The organism is Enterococcus sp. AZ156 (genome assembly GCF_051714165.1).
GTDB lineage: Bacteria > Bacillota > Bacilli > Lactobacillales > Enterococcaceae > Enterococcus_B > Enterococcus_B pernyi.
The window spans coordinates 2,840,237-2,857,184 of the sequence record NZ_JBIORI010000001.1 but is presented as its reverse complement, the minus strand read 5'-3'; the positions used below and the strand labels follow the sequence as shown (position 1 = coordinate 2,857,184).

Annotated in this window: 11 protein-coding genes and 1 rRNA gene; all 12 read left to right on the top strand. The window is 41.7% G+C overall.

Going from position 1 to position 16,948, the window contains the following annotated elements:
* The first annotated feature begins 15 nt into the window (after positions 1–15).
* The 12 genes from mfd to IGJ95_RS13495 all read left to right on the top strand — a co-directional run bounded on the left by mfd (position 16) and on the right by IGJ95_RS13495 (position 16,861).
* Entirely contained in the window at positions 16–3,537 is a 3,522-nt protein-coding gene (gene mfd, locus IGJ95_RS13550) for a transcription-repair coupling factor (protein WP_438762113.1), read from the top strand.
* A 15-nt stretch (positions 3,538–3,552) separates the two neighbouring features.
* Positions 3,553–5,151, top strand: coding sequence for a putative polysaccharide biosynthesis protein (locus tag IGJ95_RS13545; protein ID WP_169058313.1), 1,599 nt, complete (start codon positions 3,553–3,555; stop codon positions 5,149–5,151).
* Between the two features lie 9 nt (positions 5,152–5,160).
* Complete coding sequence (locus IGJ95_RS13540; RefSeq protein WP_019722335.1) at positions 5,161–5,436, top strand: RNA-binding S4 domain-containing protein; 276 nt, start codon at positions 5,161–5,163, stop codon at positions 5,434–5,436.
* 63 nt (positions 5,437–5,499) lie between these two features.
* On the top strand, positions 5,500–5,925 hold the full coding sequence (locus tag IGJ95_RS13535; RefSeq protein WP_169058314.1) for an FtsB family cell division protein: 426 nt from the start codon (positions 5,500–5,502) through the stop codon (positions 5,923–5,925).
* Between the two features lie 46 nt (positions 5,926–5,971).
* Positions 5,972–6,442, top strand: a complete 471-nt coding sequence (locus IGJ95_RS13530) for a S1 domain-containing RNA-binding protein (protein ID WP_010734120.1) — start codon at positions 5,972–5,974, stop codon at positions 6,440–6,442.
* Positions 6,443–6,520: 78 nt separating this feature from the next.
* Positions 6,521–7,951, top strand: a complete 1,431-nt coding sequence (tilS, locus tag IGJ95_RS13525) for a tRNA lysidine(34) synthetase TilS (protein WP_438762110.1) — start codon at positions 6,521–6,523, stop codon at positions 7,949–7,951.
* Positions 7,951–8,496: a hypoxanthine phosphoribosyltransferase gene (hpt, locus tag IGJ95_RS13520; protein ID WP_010734122.1), complete on the top strand. Its 546-nt coding sequence runs from the start codon at positions 7,951–7,953 to the stop codon at positions 8,494–8,496. The genes tilS and hpt overlap by 1 nt, the downstream gene beginning before the upstream one ends.
* Positions 8,497–8,586: 90 nt before the next feature.
* A complete protein-coding gene (gene ftsH, locus IGJ95_RS13515) occupies positions 8,587–10,683 on the top strand; it encodes an ATP-dependent zinc metalloprotease FtsH (RefSeq protein ID WP_010734123.1) in 2,097 nt (698 codons plus the stop codon).
* Between the two features lie 153 nt (positions 10,684–10,836).
* Entirely contained in the window at positions 10,837–11,724 is an 888-nt protein-coding gene (hslO, locus tag IGJ95_RS13510) for an Hsp33 family molecular chaperone HslO (RefSeq protein ID WP_010734124.1), read from the top strand.
* Complete coding sequence (gene dusB / locus IGJ95_RS13505; RefSeq protein WP_010734125.1) at positions 11,725–12,723, top strand: tRNA dihydrouridine synthase DusB; 999 nt, start codon at positions 11,725–11,727, stop codon at positions 12,721–12,723. It abuts the gene before it with no gap.
* Positions 12,724–12,838: 115 nt separating this feature from the next.
* The gene (gene lysS, locus IGJ95_RS13500) at positions 12,839–14,335 is read left to right on the top strand and encodes a lysine--tRNA ligase (RefSeq protein ID WP_010734126.1); all 1,497 of its coding nucleotides are present in this window, start codon (positions 12,839–12,841) and stop codon (positions 14,333–14,335) included.
* Positions 14,336–15,300: 965 nt separating this feature from the next.
* Positions 15,301–16,861, top strand: a 16S ribosomal RNA gene (locus tag IGJ95_RS13495).
* Positions 16,862–16,948 lie beyond the last annotated feature (87 nt).

The window sequence follows — 16,948 nt, the reverse complement described above, 5'->3', positions numbered from 1 at the left end:
AAGGAGAATGAAACGATGGATATGATCCAATTGATTGGCAAAGATGCTCAAGTGGCTGAATGGTCCATGAATCTTGAACAACGGATGTCTAGACAGTTGATTACAGGTTTAGCTGGATCTGCTAAGACGTTGTTGTTTGCACATGCGTTTAAAAAACTGGATAAAAATCTGATTATCCTGATGCCAAATTTATATTACGTCAACCAATTGGCAGAGGATCTGCAACACGTTCTGCCAGCTGAAAGTATCCACTTATTTCCAGTAGATGAAGTGCTTTCCGCAGAAATGGCTTTTTCTTCTCCTGAAGCTCGGGCTGAACGTGTAGCGACGTTGAATCGTTTGCAACAAGATGAGCCAGGAATCTATCTTCTTCCAGTGGCAGCATTGCACAAACGTCTTCCTGATAAAGAAACATGGAGCAATGCCCAATTACATTGGCAGATTGGCGACGAGATCGCCGTGGAATCATTACCGCAACAACTCGTCTTGATGGGGTATGAGCGGACAGAGATGGTCGCAAAACCTGGGGAATTTAGTATGCGAGGGAGTATTGTCGATATCTATCCTTTGACATTTGAATACCCTGTTCGTGTGGAATTATTTGATGTCGAAATTGATTCCATGAGATACTTCGAAGCCGATACGCAACGATCGATTGAAAAGATCGAAGAAGTGTGGTTGCCACCAACAAGTGAACAAATTTATTCTCAAGAGAATCTGCTTGACGGTATCAACAAAATAGAAAACCTCTTAGAAAAGAAATTAGCAACGACCGCAGAACCTACTGAACGACAATTTTTGCATGACTATTTCGGTCAGTTGATCTCGGAGTGGCAACGTAATGTCCCGACAGACCAAGCGAAGTTCTATGCGGATCTTTTGTATCCTGAACATTTATCGATTTTGGATTATTTTCCCCAAGATAGCTTGCTGATTGTGGACGATTACCAACGAATCATGGAAACGAATCGCGAAATGGAGAGAGAAGCAGCGGAATGGCATACACAAAAAATCAGTGAGTTACGCGTATTCTCTGAACAACAATTTGTGGCAGATGTACATGGGATCATCCAAAAAGAAAAATTTGCGACCACTTTTTTCTCTTTATTCCAAAAAGGAATGGGAAATCTCAGGTTCCAAGCACTTTACCAGTTCCAGTATCGCACGATGCAACAGTTCTTTGGACAAATGCCATTGCTGAAAACGGAAATGGATCGTTGGCGCAAACAAGAGCAGACAGTCGTCATCTTCATTCCAACGAAAGAACGTATCCGTAAGGCGGAACAAATGTTGCGTGACGAAGACATATTAGTGGTAGAAACAGAAGCAGACCAACTGATCAAAGGACAAGTCCAATTAGTCGAAGGCGCATTGATGACAGGTTTTGAGTTGCCGCAAGAAAAAATCGTAACGATCACGGAAAAAGAGATTTTTCAAAAGACAACAAAAAAACAGACACGTCGTCAAACGGTAACGAATGCAGAACGACTAAAAAGCTACAACGAATTAAAAGCTGGAGATTACGTTGTCCATGCGAATCATGGGATCGGGAAATATATCGGTATGGAAACCTTAGAGGTCGACGGTGTCCACCAAGATTATATGACGATCATTTATCAAAATGATGATAAGCTATTTATTCCTGTCACGCAGTTGAATTTGATCCAAAAATATGTAGCTTCGGAATCGAAAACACCACGAATCAACAAACTCGGTGGTAGTGAATGGACGAAAACGAAACGTAAGATCTCCTCAAAAATCGAAGATATTGCGGATGACTTGATCCAATTGTATGCGGTCAGAGAAGCAGAAAAAGGATACGCATTTGGTCCGGATGACTCTTATCAAAAAGAATTTGAGAATGCTTTTCCATATTCGGAAACAGATGACCAACTCCGAAGTGCGGCGGAAATCAAACGAGATATGGAAAAAGAAAAACCAATGGATCGTTTACTTGTGGGGGACGTCGGCTATGGGAAAACAGAAGTTGCGCTACGTGCCGCTTTTAAAGCAGTCAAAGAAAGTAAACAAGTGGCATTTCTTGTGCCGACAACAATCTTGGCGCAACAACATTACGAAACGATGTTGGAACGATTTGAGGGATTCCCAGTGAATGTTGGTTTGCTGAGTCGTTTCCGAACAAAGAAACAACAAAAAGAAACGATCGAAGAATTACGAACAGGACAACTAGATATTGTTGTGGGTACTCATCGTGTATTGTCAAAAGATATTGAATTTAGTGATTTAGGACTATTAATCGTTGATGAAGAACAACGTTTCGGTGTAAAACACAAAGAACGTTTGAAACAATTGCGTGCGCAAGTGGATGTGCTGACTTTGACAGCGACACCTATTCCGCGAACGCTGCATATGTCGATGCTAGGCGTACGGGATCTATCGGTGATTGAAACACCACCGGCGAATCGGTATCCGATCCAAACATATGTGATGGAAAAAAATCCAGGTGCGATCCGAGAAGCGATTCAGCGAGAGATGGGACGTGGGGGACAAGTTTTCTACTTATATAATCGTGTAGAAACGATTGAACGTAAAGTAGAAGAAATCCAAGCATTAGTTCCCGAAGCGAGAATCGCCTATGCGCATGGACAGATGACGGAAGTCCAACTAGAAAACACATTATTCGACTTTATCGAGGGACAGTATGATGTCTTAGTGACGACGACGATCATCGAAACTGGTGTGGATATTCCAAATGCAAACACACTCTTCGTAGAAAATGCCGATTATATGGGACTCTCTACGCTTTACCAATTACGAGGACGTGTCGGACGAAGCAATCGTGTCGCCTATGCTTATTTTATGTACGAACAGCAAAAAATCCTTAATGAAGTCAGCGAAAAGCGTCTTCAAGCAATCAAAGACTTTACGGAATTGGGTTCAGGATTTAAAATCGCGATGCGAGATTTATCGATCCGTGGTGCTGGTAACTTGCTAGGGGCGCAACAACATGGATTTATCGATGCTGTTGGTTTTGATATGTACTCTCAAATGTTGAGTGAGGCAGTCGCTCGTAAACAAGGTAAAAATCAGCAAATAGAAAAAACTTCTGTGGAGATCGATCTAGGCGTCGATGCCTATCTACCAGAAAGTTATGTGTCAGATCAACGCCAAAAAATCGAAATCTATAAACGGATTCGCGAATTGGATTCACAAGAGATGTTGGAAGAATTAGAAGCAGATCTACTGGATCGTTTTGGTGAATATCCTGAAGAAGTCGCGCATTTGTTGACGATTGGACAAATCAAAATGGATGGCGATCGTGCATTGCTAGAGATGATTTGTAAGCAACAACAAACCATCGTGTTCAAGTTGAGCAAAGTGGGAACAAAACGCTACACGGTTGAACAATTATTTGAAGCGCTGACTGCCACAAAATTAAAAGCAGGACTTGGTGTGGAAAAAGAACAAATGATGATTCGTTTGACCTTGCCACCTCAAACAACGACTGCTGTTTGGTTGCAAGAAATCCAACAATTTGTCAAAGCATTGCGCGAACAGAAATATGCGACTGCATAGGAAGGGGCTGAACCTTTGGATCATAAAGAAATGCGTCAAGTGATGCATGGGGCCTTTGTGTTGACGCTTGCCTCCTTTATAGCAAAAGTCCTCAGCGCACTCTATCGGATTCCATTGCAAAACTTAGTGGGCGATGAAGGTTTTTATGTTTATCAACAAGTTTATCCTATTTATGGTATTGCGATGACACTCGCTTTGTCGGGGCTACCCCAGTTTATCTCTAAATATGTAGCAGAAAAAAAAGACCCTTTCGAACAAAGACAAGCATTGAAAAATCTTTATCCCCTTGTTTTTTGGTCAGGCTTTTTACTCTGGCTCTTCGTATTTTCATTTAGTCACTGGATCGCTCTTATGATGGGGGATCAACAACTGATGCCGTTGATTCGGATCGTCTCCTTCACGTTTTTGTTGATGCCAGGACTATCTTATTATCGTGGGAATTTTCAAGGTCGATTTTTAATGGAGCCCACAGCGGTTTCGCAAGTCGTGGAACAAATTGTTCGTGTAGCAATCATTGTTTTTAGCGCAATTGCCTTTAAGCGATTAGGCTGGACAGTCTATCAAACAGGCACAGCGGCAATGAGTGGCGCAGTATTTGGTGGCGTATGTGCATATGGTGTACTGTACTATTATGAACAAAAAATCCATGGTGGTGCATTGAGCTTCCGCCACTTTCCGATTTTAAGAAGGCCAGCGAAATCACTCGTGCGCCGTTTCTTGATTGAAGGGGGATTAGTCTCCATTTATAGTGGTCTATTGATCTTCTTCCAATTGATTGATTCTTTTTTTGTTAAGAATGCGTTACAAATCTATGGTTTATCTGAGCAAGCATCTAAAATAGCTAAAGGAGTATATGATCGTGGGCAACCGTTAGTTCAATTAGGATTAGTTATTGCTACAGCTTTAAGTGCTACGTTCTTACCCGCATTGACACGCTACCTAACGAGTGCAGTCAAAGGACAATTTTATTCCACAGCAAAAATTTACTTGCGTCTGACGACTGCATTAGCATTGGCAGCTTCAGTAGGATTAGCTGTATTGTTGCCTTATATCAATTACGCATTGTTTAAAGATTATGCTGGGAATATGACACTAGTTCTATTTGTTTTTTCCATTGGACTAACTGCAATTATTCAAGCGTACCAAAGCATTGCTCAAAGTAAAAACTCTTTCCGCCCCTCACTAAAGGGTGCTGGTTTGGGCTTGCTTGCTAAAGCTTTAGCTACACCGCTTCTCACGAGTTATTTAGGAACAGTCGGTGCTAGTTTATCGACATTACTTGGACTATCAGTGACTTTATGGTATTTTGTCCGTACTGAAACTCCAGCAATCAATAGTTTTTGGCACGAACGAAAATTTGGTAAGAAGTTGATCCAATGTTTAGGTTGGATGGTCTTAGCGTTGTTTGTGTATTATGGCTTCTTAAACTTATTGTTTGGTCCAGTGAGCCATCGCTCGACTGCTCTTTTTGCCAGCCTAGGCGGTGTCATTATAGGCGTAGTCACATTTGTATATGCAGTGATCTGGACAAAATTATTTACGATCCGTGAATGGCTGTTACTGCCATTTGGTAAGAAAATCTTACGTTTGAAAAAAATAAAAAAAGAAAAGTGAGGACATGAGATGCGACTAGATAAATTTTTAAAAATCTCGCGAATCATCAAGCGCCGATCTGTCGCTAAGGAAGTGGCGGATAAAGGACGAATCAAAATCAATGGCAAACTAGCGAAATCTTCCAGTGATGTCAAGGTTGGAGACCAATTGGACATCCAATTTGGCAACAAGACGATGGAAATCAAGGTAGCAGAGTTGCATGAGTCAACAAAAAAAGAAGATGCACAAAAAATGTATGAAGTCTTGTCAGAAACACGAGTACAAAACACAAGCGAAATAGATTAGACAAGCATTCAGGATGTTGGTATAATAAAGAATGACAATCAAAAAAGATTGGAGCGAATACAGGTGGCAAACAAAAGCAATAAAATCGCTGCACTAGACACAGAGTATGCAAAGAAAAAATATGTCGAATTTCAACAACAACAACGCCAATTGATTTTTCGTAGACGCAGGTTAACAGCCATCTTTTTAGGTGCTTTGGTCATTTTCGCTGTAATAGGTTTCCAAATTTTTAATGATATGCAACGAATGAATCATTTAAATGAATTAAAAGTCGAAGCAGATACAGAGTTACAACAAATCAATAAAGATGTAGACCAACTCACAGAAGACGTGAAATTGCTTAAAGATGAAGATTACGTAGCAAAACTTGCTAGAAGCAAATTTTTCTATTCAAAAGAAGGGGAGCAAGTCTACCCGATACTTGAATCTACGACAGATAATTCAGCAGACACCGATGAACAAACAACGAGTTCAACAACTGCCCAATAAGCAGTAATATAAAAAAAGGGAAATAATTAGGAGGAACATTTTTTTTATGTCAATCGAGGTAGGAGCAAAACTGCAAGGAAAAGTTTCAGGAATCACAAATTTTGGCGCATTTATTGATTTAGGAGCTGGCAAAACAGGGTTAGTTCATATCAGTGAAGTATCAAACGGTTATATCAAGGATATTCATGATGTATTGAGCGTTGGTGATGAGGTAACAGTCAAAGTCATTACAGTCAATGATGATGGGAAAATCGGTTTATCTATCCGCAAAGCACAAGAGCAACCAGTAGAAACTAATGATGAAAATCGTCAAAAGAGATATCCACAAAAAGAAACTCGAGATAATCGAGGACGCGCACCGCAGAAAAAATCTTTTTCTCGCAGCCAACCTTCCAATACAAAAGAAGACTTCGATTCATTGATGAGCTCATTTTTAAAAGATAGCGATGATCGATTGACTTCCTTAAAACGCAACACAGAAGGAAAACGCGGAGGCCGTGGCGGTCGCCGTAGCTAAGCTAAGCGAAATTGAAGGGCAGGCAATTGTCACAGACTTTTGTCCGCTCTTTTTATTTTGTAAAAGGATGTGACACCAATGGATAAAAGAGCAAGTCAGTTTAAACAAGCATTTATAAAAAGAGGCTTACGCCGTCGCTATCTGTCTGAACATGCGAAAATACTAGTTGCTGTTTCCGGTGGGGTAGACTCGATGGTTTTACTCGATTGCTTAATGACCGCCCAAAAACAAATTGGCTTTCGGTTAGGGGTTGTCCATATCGATCATCGCTTACGGAGCGTTTCTGCGGATGAAGCAGCCTATCTTGCTGACTTTTGCGATAAAAACAATCTTACTTTCCACTTAAAAGTATGGGAGAATCCCGCGGAACAAGGAATTGAAACGGCTGCTCGAGCTTTTCGGTATGAGAAATTTGATGAGATCGTACGAGATTATCATTATGATACATTGATGACAGCGCATCATGGGGATGATCAAATGGAAACGATTTTGATGAAAATCATTCGTGGTGGGCAGCTAGGTACGTATGCGGGAATCAAGGAAACGCAACCTTTTGCTGGTGGGCGACTTATTCGACCGTTGTTGTCATTTAGTAAAGAACAATTGTATGCGTATGCGGAAGCAGAAGATTTACCTTTTTTTGAGGACCATACCAATCAGGAACTAACTGTCCAACGTAATCGACTGCGTCATTTAGTCGTACCACAATTGAAAAAAGAAAATACCCAAGCGATGGCTCATTTCCAAAAATTCTCGCAACAAATCCAATGGGCAGAACAATTTATCCGAAAAAATACTCATCAGATGATCACGGAACATCTTACGTATAGAGAAGAGCGCTTATCTATTCCGTGGAAGGTGATCGAAAGTTTGGAATCTTTTGAACGTTACTTCTTCTTTTACACGTTCTTTGATTACGTTTTTCCAATTACGAAAGTGACGATCAAAGAAAAACAGATTGACACGTTGTTACAACAATGTGAACAAGCCGCAGGACAATGGCAGATTGATCTGGGCAAACGCTGGGTGATCGAACGTTCCTATGAAGTACTTTATCTTTATGAAAGAAAAAAGGAACGATCAACCAACCACCAAAATACTCCGTTAAAAATCATACCGAATCAATCCATTCAGTTAGGAGAGTCGGAATGGTTAGGGATCTACACACCCGACCAACTTCCAGATTGGAAATTGGATGAAACAGGTGAAATCTTCACTCATGATCTATGGTTATCCGCCGAACAATCGCTTTGGGTCGATCGGCGAAAACCGGGAGATCGTATCCAATTGACGGAGACGTTGAACAAAAGAGTGTCAAGATATTTTATCGATAAAAAAATATCTGTTGCACAACGAAAAAATTCATGGGTTATTATAGATGAAGGGAGAAATCTATGGAGTCTAGTCCCTTTTGTCCATTCTTATTTGAGTATTGGTGTAGAAACTGATAAAATACACTACATACTTCTTTACAAATATCAAAAAGAAGCAATTGGAAGGAGAACCTGATGTTAGAAAAAGATATCGAGAGAGTATTGATCACGCAAGAAGAGATACAAGTTCGTTGTAAAGAACTAGGAAAAGAGTTAACTGAAAATTATCAAGATAAAAATCCGTTGGTTGTTGGTGTATTGAAAGGTGCTGTCCCATTCATGGCAGACATTATCCGTTCGATCGATGCTTACCTAGAATTGGATTTTATGGATGTTTCAAGTTACGGTAACGCAACTGTTTCATCAGGTGAAGTAAAAATCGTAAAAGACTTGGATACGAATGTGGAAGGCCGTGATTTATTGATCGTCGAAGACATCATTGATAGCGGAAGAACACTTGCTTATTTAGTCGATCTATTCAAATACCGTAAAGCAAACTCAGTCAAAATCGTGACACTCCTTGATAAGCCCGAAGGCAGAGTCGTAGATATCGAAGCGGATTACATTGGTTTCAATGTGCCAAACGAGTTTGTGGTAGGTTATGGATTAGATTATGCAGAAGCCTATCGAAATCTTCCATACATCGGTGTACTAAAACCGAGCGTTTATCAATCAAATTAATCATCTATCTCTCATAAATTATGTTACAATAGTATGGTCAGGATTGATAAAATATTTATCAAGTAAAAATAACGCATAGGGAGGACAACTATGAACAAAAAAAACAATGGCATGATGAAAAATGCCTTGTATTATGTCCTCGTAATCTTAGCGATGGTAATGGTCGTCTACTTTATTTTTGGTAACAATGGCCAACGGTCGTCAGATATCGAGTACTCAAAATTCACTGAACAATTACAAGAAGGCAAAATCAAAAACTTTGAGGTGCAACCTGCTAATGGTGTGTATAAGATCTCAGGTGAATACAAAGAACAACAGACAGTTGCAAATAGTGGTGGTCTATCGATTCTAGGTACTACTGAGACATCAACTACGCACTTCACTACGATTATTTTGCCAAACGATACAACATTGAGCCAAGTCACAGAGTTGGCAAAAGACAACAACGTAGCAACTACGATCAGAGAAGAATCAAGTAGCGGCGTATGGGTATCACTCCTATTAAGCTTCTTGCCAATCGTGATCATCGTCTTCTTCTTCTATATGATGATGGGACAACAAGGTGGTGGCGGAGGCGGCGGAGGCCGTGTGATGAACTTTGGGAAATCCAAAGCAAAAGAAGCCGACAAAAAAGCAAATCGCGTTCGTTTCTCTGATGTAGCGGGTGCGGAAGAAGAAAAACAAGAACTTGTCGAAGTCGTTGAGTTCCTAAAAGATCCAAGACGCTTCATTGAATTAGGCGCACGTATTCCAGCCGGAGTTCTCTTAGAAGGACCTCCAGGAACTGGTAAAACGTTGCTTGCCAAAGCAGTTGCTGGTGAAGCTGGCGTACCATTCTACTCTATTTCGGGTTCAGACTTTGTTGAAATGTTTGTTGGGGTCGGTGCAAGCCGAGTTCGTGACTTATTTGAAACTGCGAAAAAGAATGCTCCAGCAATCATCTTTATTGATGAAATCGATGCTGTCGGTCGTCAACGTGGCGCTGGTATGGGTGGCGGACACGATGAACGTGAACAAACACTGAACCAATTGCTTGTTGAAATGGATGGATTCGATGGAAATGAAGGCGTGATCGTGATTGCAGCGACAAACCGTTCAGACGTATTAGATCCAGCCTTGCTTCGTCCAGGACGTTTTGACCGTCAAATTTTAGTTGGTCGTCCAGATGTCAAAGGCCGTGAAGCGATTTTACGAGTTCACGCAAGAAACAAACCAATTGCTGACGATGTTGATTTGAAAGTCGTAGCACAACAAACACCAGGTTTTGCTGGTGCGGATTTAGAAAACGTCTTAAACGAAGCAGCATTAGTAGCTGCTCGTCGAAACAAGAAAAAAATCGATGCTTCTGATATCGATGAAGCAGAAGACCGCGTGATTGCTGGACCAGCCAAGAAAGACCGTGTCATCAGCAAACGCGAACGCGAAATGGTCGCTTACCATGAAGCAGGTCATACGATCGTTGGGCTTGTCTTGAGTCGTGCCCGTGTCGTTCATAAAGTAACAATCATCCCGCGTGGACGTGCTGGTGGATATATGATCGCTTTACCAAAAGAAGATCAATTCTTAATGACAAAAGAAGATATGTTTGAACAAATCGTTGGATTACTAGGTGGACGTACCGCAGAAGAAATCATCTTCAACGTTCAATCTACTGGTGCATCAAATGACTTTGAACAAGCAACAGCACTAGCAAGAAGTATGGTTACAGAGTATGGGATGAGTGATCGCTTAGGTCCTGTCCAATATGAAGGAAACCACCAAGTATTCGTAGGCCGTGACTATGGTCAAACGAAAGCATACTCAGAACAAGTTGCTTTTGAAATCGACCAAGAAGTACGCAAGATCTTGATGGAAGCACATCAAAAAGCACATGAAATCATCGAAGCACACCGTGCGCAACACAAACTGATCGCAGAAAAACTGCTTGAATTTGAAACATTGGATGCCAAAGCAATCAAATCTCTCTTTGAAAAAGGTGTAATGCCTGAAGGAGCAGAATCGGCAGACTTCCCTAGTGAAAAAGAAGCGCAAACGTTTGAAGAAGCAAAACGTGCACTAGAAGAAAAAGATGCGGAAAAACAAGCAGAAGAAAAACATGAGTTTGATGAAGCGAAAAAAGAGTTGAATGATGAGAATCAATCGACTTCAACGGATGAACAAAATCATTCAGATGATCAAAATAGATAAAGAAAGCAGCTGTGACGAAAGTCGCAGCTCTTTTTTTGTGTCTGACAATTAAAATAGAAACTTAGAATTTACAAATTCAAAAGTTGAAAAATTTGGAAGTTACTAGTATGATTCACTATGAGTTTTAAAATCGGGAAATGAGGTTACATACAAATGGAAGATTATTTAGTAAAGGCATTAGCCAATGACGGGTTTGTTCGAGCATATGCTGTTCGTGCAACCAATACTGTCGCAGAAGCGCAGCAACGCCATGATACTTGGCATACATCATCAGCAGCATTAGGCCGTGCATTAGTTGGCAGTCTGCTGCTAGGTGCGACAGTTAAAGGAGAAGACAAATTAACAGTACGCATCCAAGGCGATGGCCCTGCAGGTGGGATCGTTGTTGATGCGAATGGTAAAGGTGATGTCAAAGGGTACATCAAAAATCCACACCTGAGTTTACCGCTGAACGCAGAAGGAAAAATCGATGTACGTGGAGCAGTAGGGACACAAGGGATGTTCAGTGTGACAAAAGATCTAGGGTTAAAAGAACCTTTTTCAGGACAAACACCGATTGTATCTGGTGAACTAGCTGAAGATTTCACGTACTATTTAGCGATTTCAGAACAAATCCCTTCAGCTGTAGGGCTAAGCGTCTTAGTCAATACGGATGATACCATCAAAACAGCGGGTGGTTTTATGATCCAGATCATGCCAGGAGCAGACGAAGAAACGATTGTGAAAATCGAAGAGCAACTGAAAACAACACCACGTATTTCTACACTCTTAGATGAAGGGTTGACACCTGAAGAAATCTTGCATGGATTGTTAGGAACAGACGAATTGCAAGTACTAGAAAAAATGCCTGTGCAGTTTAAATGTGATTGTTCGAAAGAAAAGTTTGGCGAAGCAATCATTGCTTTAGGCGCAGCAGAAATCCAAGCAATGATCGATGAAGACCATGGCGCAGAAGCAGTTTGCTCATTTTGTAATAGTAAGTATACCTACACAGAAGATGACCTAGCAGCATTGAAGACAGAAGCCTTGGGAGGATTATAAGTGGATCACACATGGAAAATCGGGAACGTTGAAATACCGAATCGCGTTGTTGTAGCACCAATGGCAGGGATCACGAACGCCGCATTTCGTGTAACCGTCAAAGAATTTGGTGCAGGAATGGTCGTTTGCGAGATGATCAGTGACCAAGGTATTCATTTCCGCAACAAAAAAACATTGGAAATGCTGCATATCGACGAAACGGAGCATCCATTAAGTTTGCAAATATTTGGTGGGAACAAAGACACACTAGTAGAAGCAGCACAGTTTGTTGAGAAACATACTACAGCAGATATCATTGATATCAATATGGGATGCCCAGTCAATAAAATCATCAAAGCTGAAGCAGGTGCAAAATGGTTATTAGATCCTGATAAAGTCTATGAAATGGTTCATGCAGTTGCATCGGCAGTTGATGTGCCAGTTACTGTGAAAATGCGTATTGGTTGGGACGAAGAACATGTTTTTGCTGTCGAAAACGCATTAGCCGCTCAAGCAGCTGGAGCCGGTGCAGTAGCCATGCACGGACGAACACGTGTGCAAATGTATGAAGGAAAAGCCAATTGGGAAGTGTTAAAGGAAGTCAAAAAACATCTAACGATCCCTTTTATGGGGAACGGGGACGTCAAAACGCCAGAAGATGCAAAACGCATGTTGGAATACGTGGGTGCCGATGGCGTCATGATCGGCCGCGCTGCTTTAGGGAATCCTTGGATGATCCATCGGACACAACATTATTTAGAAACTGGAGAGCTGATTCCGGAACCAACCGCACGCGAAAAAATCGCTACTGCAAAATTACATCTAGAACGTTTAGTTGATTTAAAAGGAGAAACCATCGCCTGTCGTGAGTTTCGGACTCACGCTTCCTACTATCTAAAAGGTATCTCACGTGCAGCCAAGATCAAATTAGCGATCAATAAGACTGAGAAACAGCATGAAATCAATGAACTGCTTGACCAATTGGTTGAAAAAAGTGAAAAATTATCACTTCAATCTTAGGAAGTTATTCTAAGTTTTTTGCGAAATTCAAGCCGAAACACTAAGTTCGGCTTGCTTTTTTTGCGTTTCATTGGCATTATAAGGAAGAGAATAAGATGAGAATGGAGGAACTTTTGTGACTGAGGAACAACAAAATCAATTAGAAGATTTAAACGATCAAATGATTGTTCGTCGTGAAAAAATGGAGCAATTGAGAGAAAATGGGATCGATCCATTTGGTAAGCGATTTGAGCGTACACATAATTCCCAAGAATTGCACGAATTATTTGATCCACGTACAAAAGAAGAATTGGCGGAGATGGCATTGACAGCGAGTGTTGCTGGCCGTATGATGACACGCCGTGGAAAAGGTAAAGCTGGATTTGCCCATCTGCAAGACAGAGAAGGCCAAATCCAAATCTACGTACGCAAAGACCGAGTAGGTGAAGAAGCTTATGAAGTATTCAAACATGCTGACTTAGGAGATTTCTTTGGCGTAACTGGAGAAATCATGAAAACTGATACAGGTGAGGTATCGATCAAAGCCTCTGAAATCGTCATCTTATCAAAAGCACTTCGTCCATTACCAGATAAATATCATGGATTAACGAACATCGAGCAACGATACAGACAGCGTTACCTTGATTTAGTAAGTAATAGAGATAGTTTTGACCGCTTCATGAAACGCAGTCAAATCATTAGTGAGATCCGTCGCTATTTAGATGGGAACGGCTATATCGAAGTTGAAACACCAGTCTTGCATAATGAAGCCGGTGGAGCAGCAGCACGTCCGTTTATCACACATCACAATGCGTTAGATATGGATCTATATCTACGTATTGCGCTAGAACTTCATTTGAAACGTCTGATCGTTGGTGGTATGGAAAAAGTTTATGAGATCGGCCGTGTATTCCGTAATGAAGGAATCGATACGACCCATAACCCTGAGTTCACGATGCTTGAAGCATACACTGCATATACTGATTTTCAAGATGTGATGAACTTGACAGAAGGTATCATCCGTAATGCAGCTGAAAAAGTATTAGGAACAGCTAAAATCACTTATGCAGGTCAAGCAGTTGACTTAGAGAGTGATTTCAAACGTGTGCATATGGTCGATGCAATCAAAGAGCATACAGGTGTTGATTTCTGGAAAGAAATGACCTTAGAAGAAGCACTAGCGATTGCAAAAGAACACCAAGTTGAAGTGACAGAAGCAATGGGTGTTGGTCACGTCATCAATGAATTCTTTGAAGCGTTTGTGGAAGAAACCTTAGTGCAACCTACTTTTGTCTATGGACATCCAGTAGAAGTTTCTCCATTGGCGAAGAAAAATCCTGAAGACCCACGTTTTACTGACCGTTTCGAATTGTTCATCACAGGTAAAGAATTTGCTAATGCCTTTACTGAGCTGAATGATCCAATCGATCAAAGAGAACGTTTTGAAGCGCAAGAAAAAGAACGCGAGCTTGGAAACGATGAAGCACATGGTTTAGACGAAGACTTCTTAGAAGCGCTAGAATATGGTATGCCACCAACTGGCGGACTAGGTATCGGAATCGACCGTCTAGTCATGCTATTGACCGATGCTCAATCGATCCGTGACGTATTACTGTTCCCAACCATGCGTTAAATCTGAGACATAAATAGAAACAACCTGTTCAGGGAACCAAACCGACAATAGCCAGAAATGATTTTTATTTCTAGCTGCTGTCGGTTTATTTTTTAGAGAAAAAATAAGATAACTTTGCTTGAAATCTGGTTCTATATTTAAGACTTTATTGAAACTAATTTTTAAGTAAATGCGTATCAATGAACCAATTCAGAGAAAGTTATGGCAAGGGATAAGATAGCTATAAAAAAAGAAAACGGAACCATTAGAAATGGGTCTGCTTTATAGAAGTTTCAGCACAGTTGCAATGGCGAATGATTTATATAGATAAAGGTTTTCAATCTCTTTATACCATGTAAAAAACGAATGTTTATATCGCTTTTTATCATATTAATCGTATAACTAAAAAACTTGAAAAAACACAAAAAAATTCGTTGACCAATAAGATTTTAGTTGGTATATTATTATTTGTTCAAAAGTTAAGTTTCATAACTTCTGAATGATCATAAAAAAGTTCTTGACGTGTGGGGCAACACATGATAAGATAACCAAGTCGCTTGTGAACGACAATAGATAAACGTTGATTTCGCAAAGAAAAAAACAAAATTAACTGTTGACAAATAACAAACGATGAGTTATGATAAGTGAGTTGCTAAAACGACCTCGTGAAAAACGAGTTCAAAAAAACTTTTAAAAAATAGTTGACAATCATCCGAGAGTTTGCTAAGATATAAAAGTTGCTACGGCAATCACAAACGATAAGTTGAGGCAGTTGTGTTTCAATTATCACGTAGACCTTTGAAAACTGAACAAAGTAAGACAAACCAAATGTGTAGGGCGTCTTGATTCAATTCAAGACAACAAACATTTTTAACAAGCAAGCAATATGCTAGCAAACAATTGAGCTTAACAAATGAACTATATGATGTTCGAAAGTAAATTTCGAACTACAGTTCCACATCAGCTTTCGCTGTGAGGAACTAGCATATTATGAGAGTTTGATCCTGGCTCAGGACGAACGCTGGCGGCGTGCCTAATACATGCAAGTCGAACGCTTCTTTTCCCACCGGAGCTTGCTCCACCGGGAAAAGAGGAGTGGCGAACGGGTGAGTAACACGTGGGTAACCTGCCCATCAGAAGGGGATAACACTTGGAAACAGGTGCTAATACCGTATAACAATCGAAACCGCATGGTTTCGTTTTGAAAGGCGCTTTACGGTGCCGCTGATGGATGGACCCGCGGTGCATTAGCTAGTTGGTGAGGTAACGGCTCACCAAGGCCACGATGCATAGCCGACCTGAGAGGGTGATCGGCCACATTGGGACTGAGACACGGCCCAAACTCCTACGGGAGGCAGCAGTAGGGAATCTTCGGCAATGGACGAAAGTCTGACCGAGCAACGCCGCGTGAGTGAAGAAGGTTTTCGGATCGTAAAACTCTGTTGTTAGAGAAGAACAAGGGTGAGAGTAACTGTTCACCCCTTGACGGTATCTAACCAGAAAGCCACGGCTAACTACGTGCCAGCAGCCGCGGTAATACGTAGGTGGCAAGCGTTGTCCGGATTTATTGGGCGTAAAGCGAGCGCAGGCGGTTTCTTAAGTCTGATGTGAAAGCCCCCGGCTCAACCGGGGAGGGTCATTGGAAACTGGGAGACTTGAGTGCAGAAGAGGAGAGTGGAATTCCATGTGTAGCGGTGAAATGCGTAGATATATGGAGGAACACCAGTGGCGAAGGCGGCTCTCTGGTCTGTAACTGACGCTGAGGCTCGAAAGCGTGGGGAGCAAACAGGATTAGATACCCTGGTAGTCCACGCCGTAAACGATGAGTGCTAAGTGTTGGAGGGTTTCCGCCCTTCAGTGCTGCAGCTAACGCATTAAGCACTCCGCCTGGGGAGTACGACCGCAAGGTTGAAACTCAAAGGAATTGACGGGGGCCCGCACAAGCGGTGGAGCATGTGGTTTAATTCGAAGCAACGCGAAGAACCTTACCAGGTCTTGACATCCTTTGACCACTCTAGAGATAGAGCTTCCCCTTCGGGGGCAAAGTGACAGGTGGTGCATGGTTGTCGTCAGCTCGTGTCGTGAGATGTTGGGTTAAGTCCCGCAACGAGCGCAACCCTTATTGTTAGTTGCCATCATTTAGTTGGGCACTCTAGCAAGACTGCCGGTGACAAACCGGAGGAAGGTGGGGATGACGTCAAATCATCATGCCCCTTATGACCTGGGCTACACACGTGCTACAATGGGAAGTACAACGAGTCGCGAAGTCGCGAGGCTAAGCTAATCTCTTAAAGCTTCTCTCAGTTCGGATTGTAGGCTGCAACTCGCCTACATGAAGCCGGAATCGCTAGTAATCGCGGATCAGCACGCCGCGGTGAATACGTTCCCGGGCCTTGTACACACCGCCCGTCACACCACGAGAGTTTGTAACACCCGAAGTCGGTGAGGTAACCTTTTTGGAGCCAGCCGCCTAAGGTGGGATAGATGATTGGGGTGAAGTCGTAACAAGGTAGCCGTATCGGAAGGTGCGGCTGGATCACCTCCTTTCTAAGGAATATTACGGAGACTACACACGTTTGTCGATACTTTGTTCAGTTTTGAGAGGTCTACTCTCAAAATTTTGTTCATTGAAAA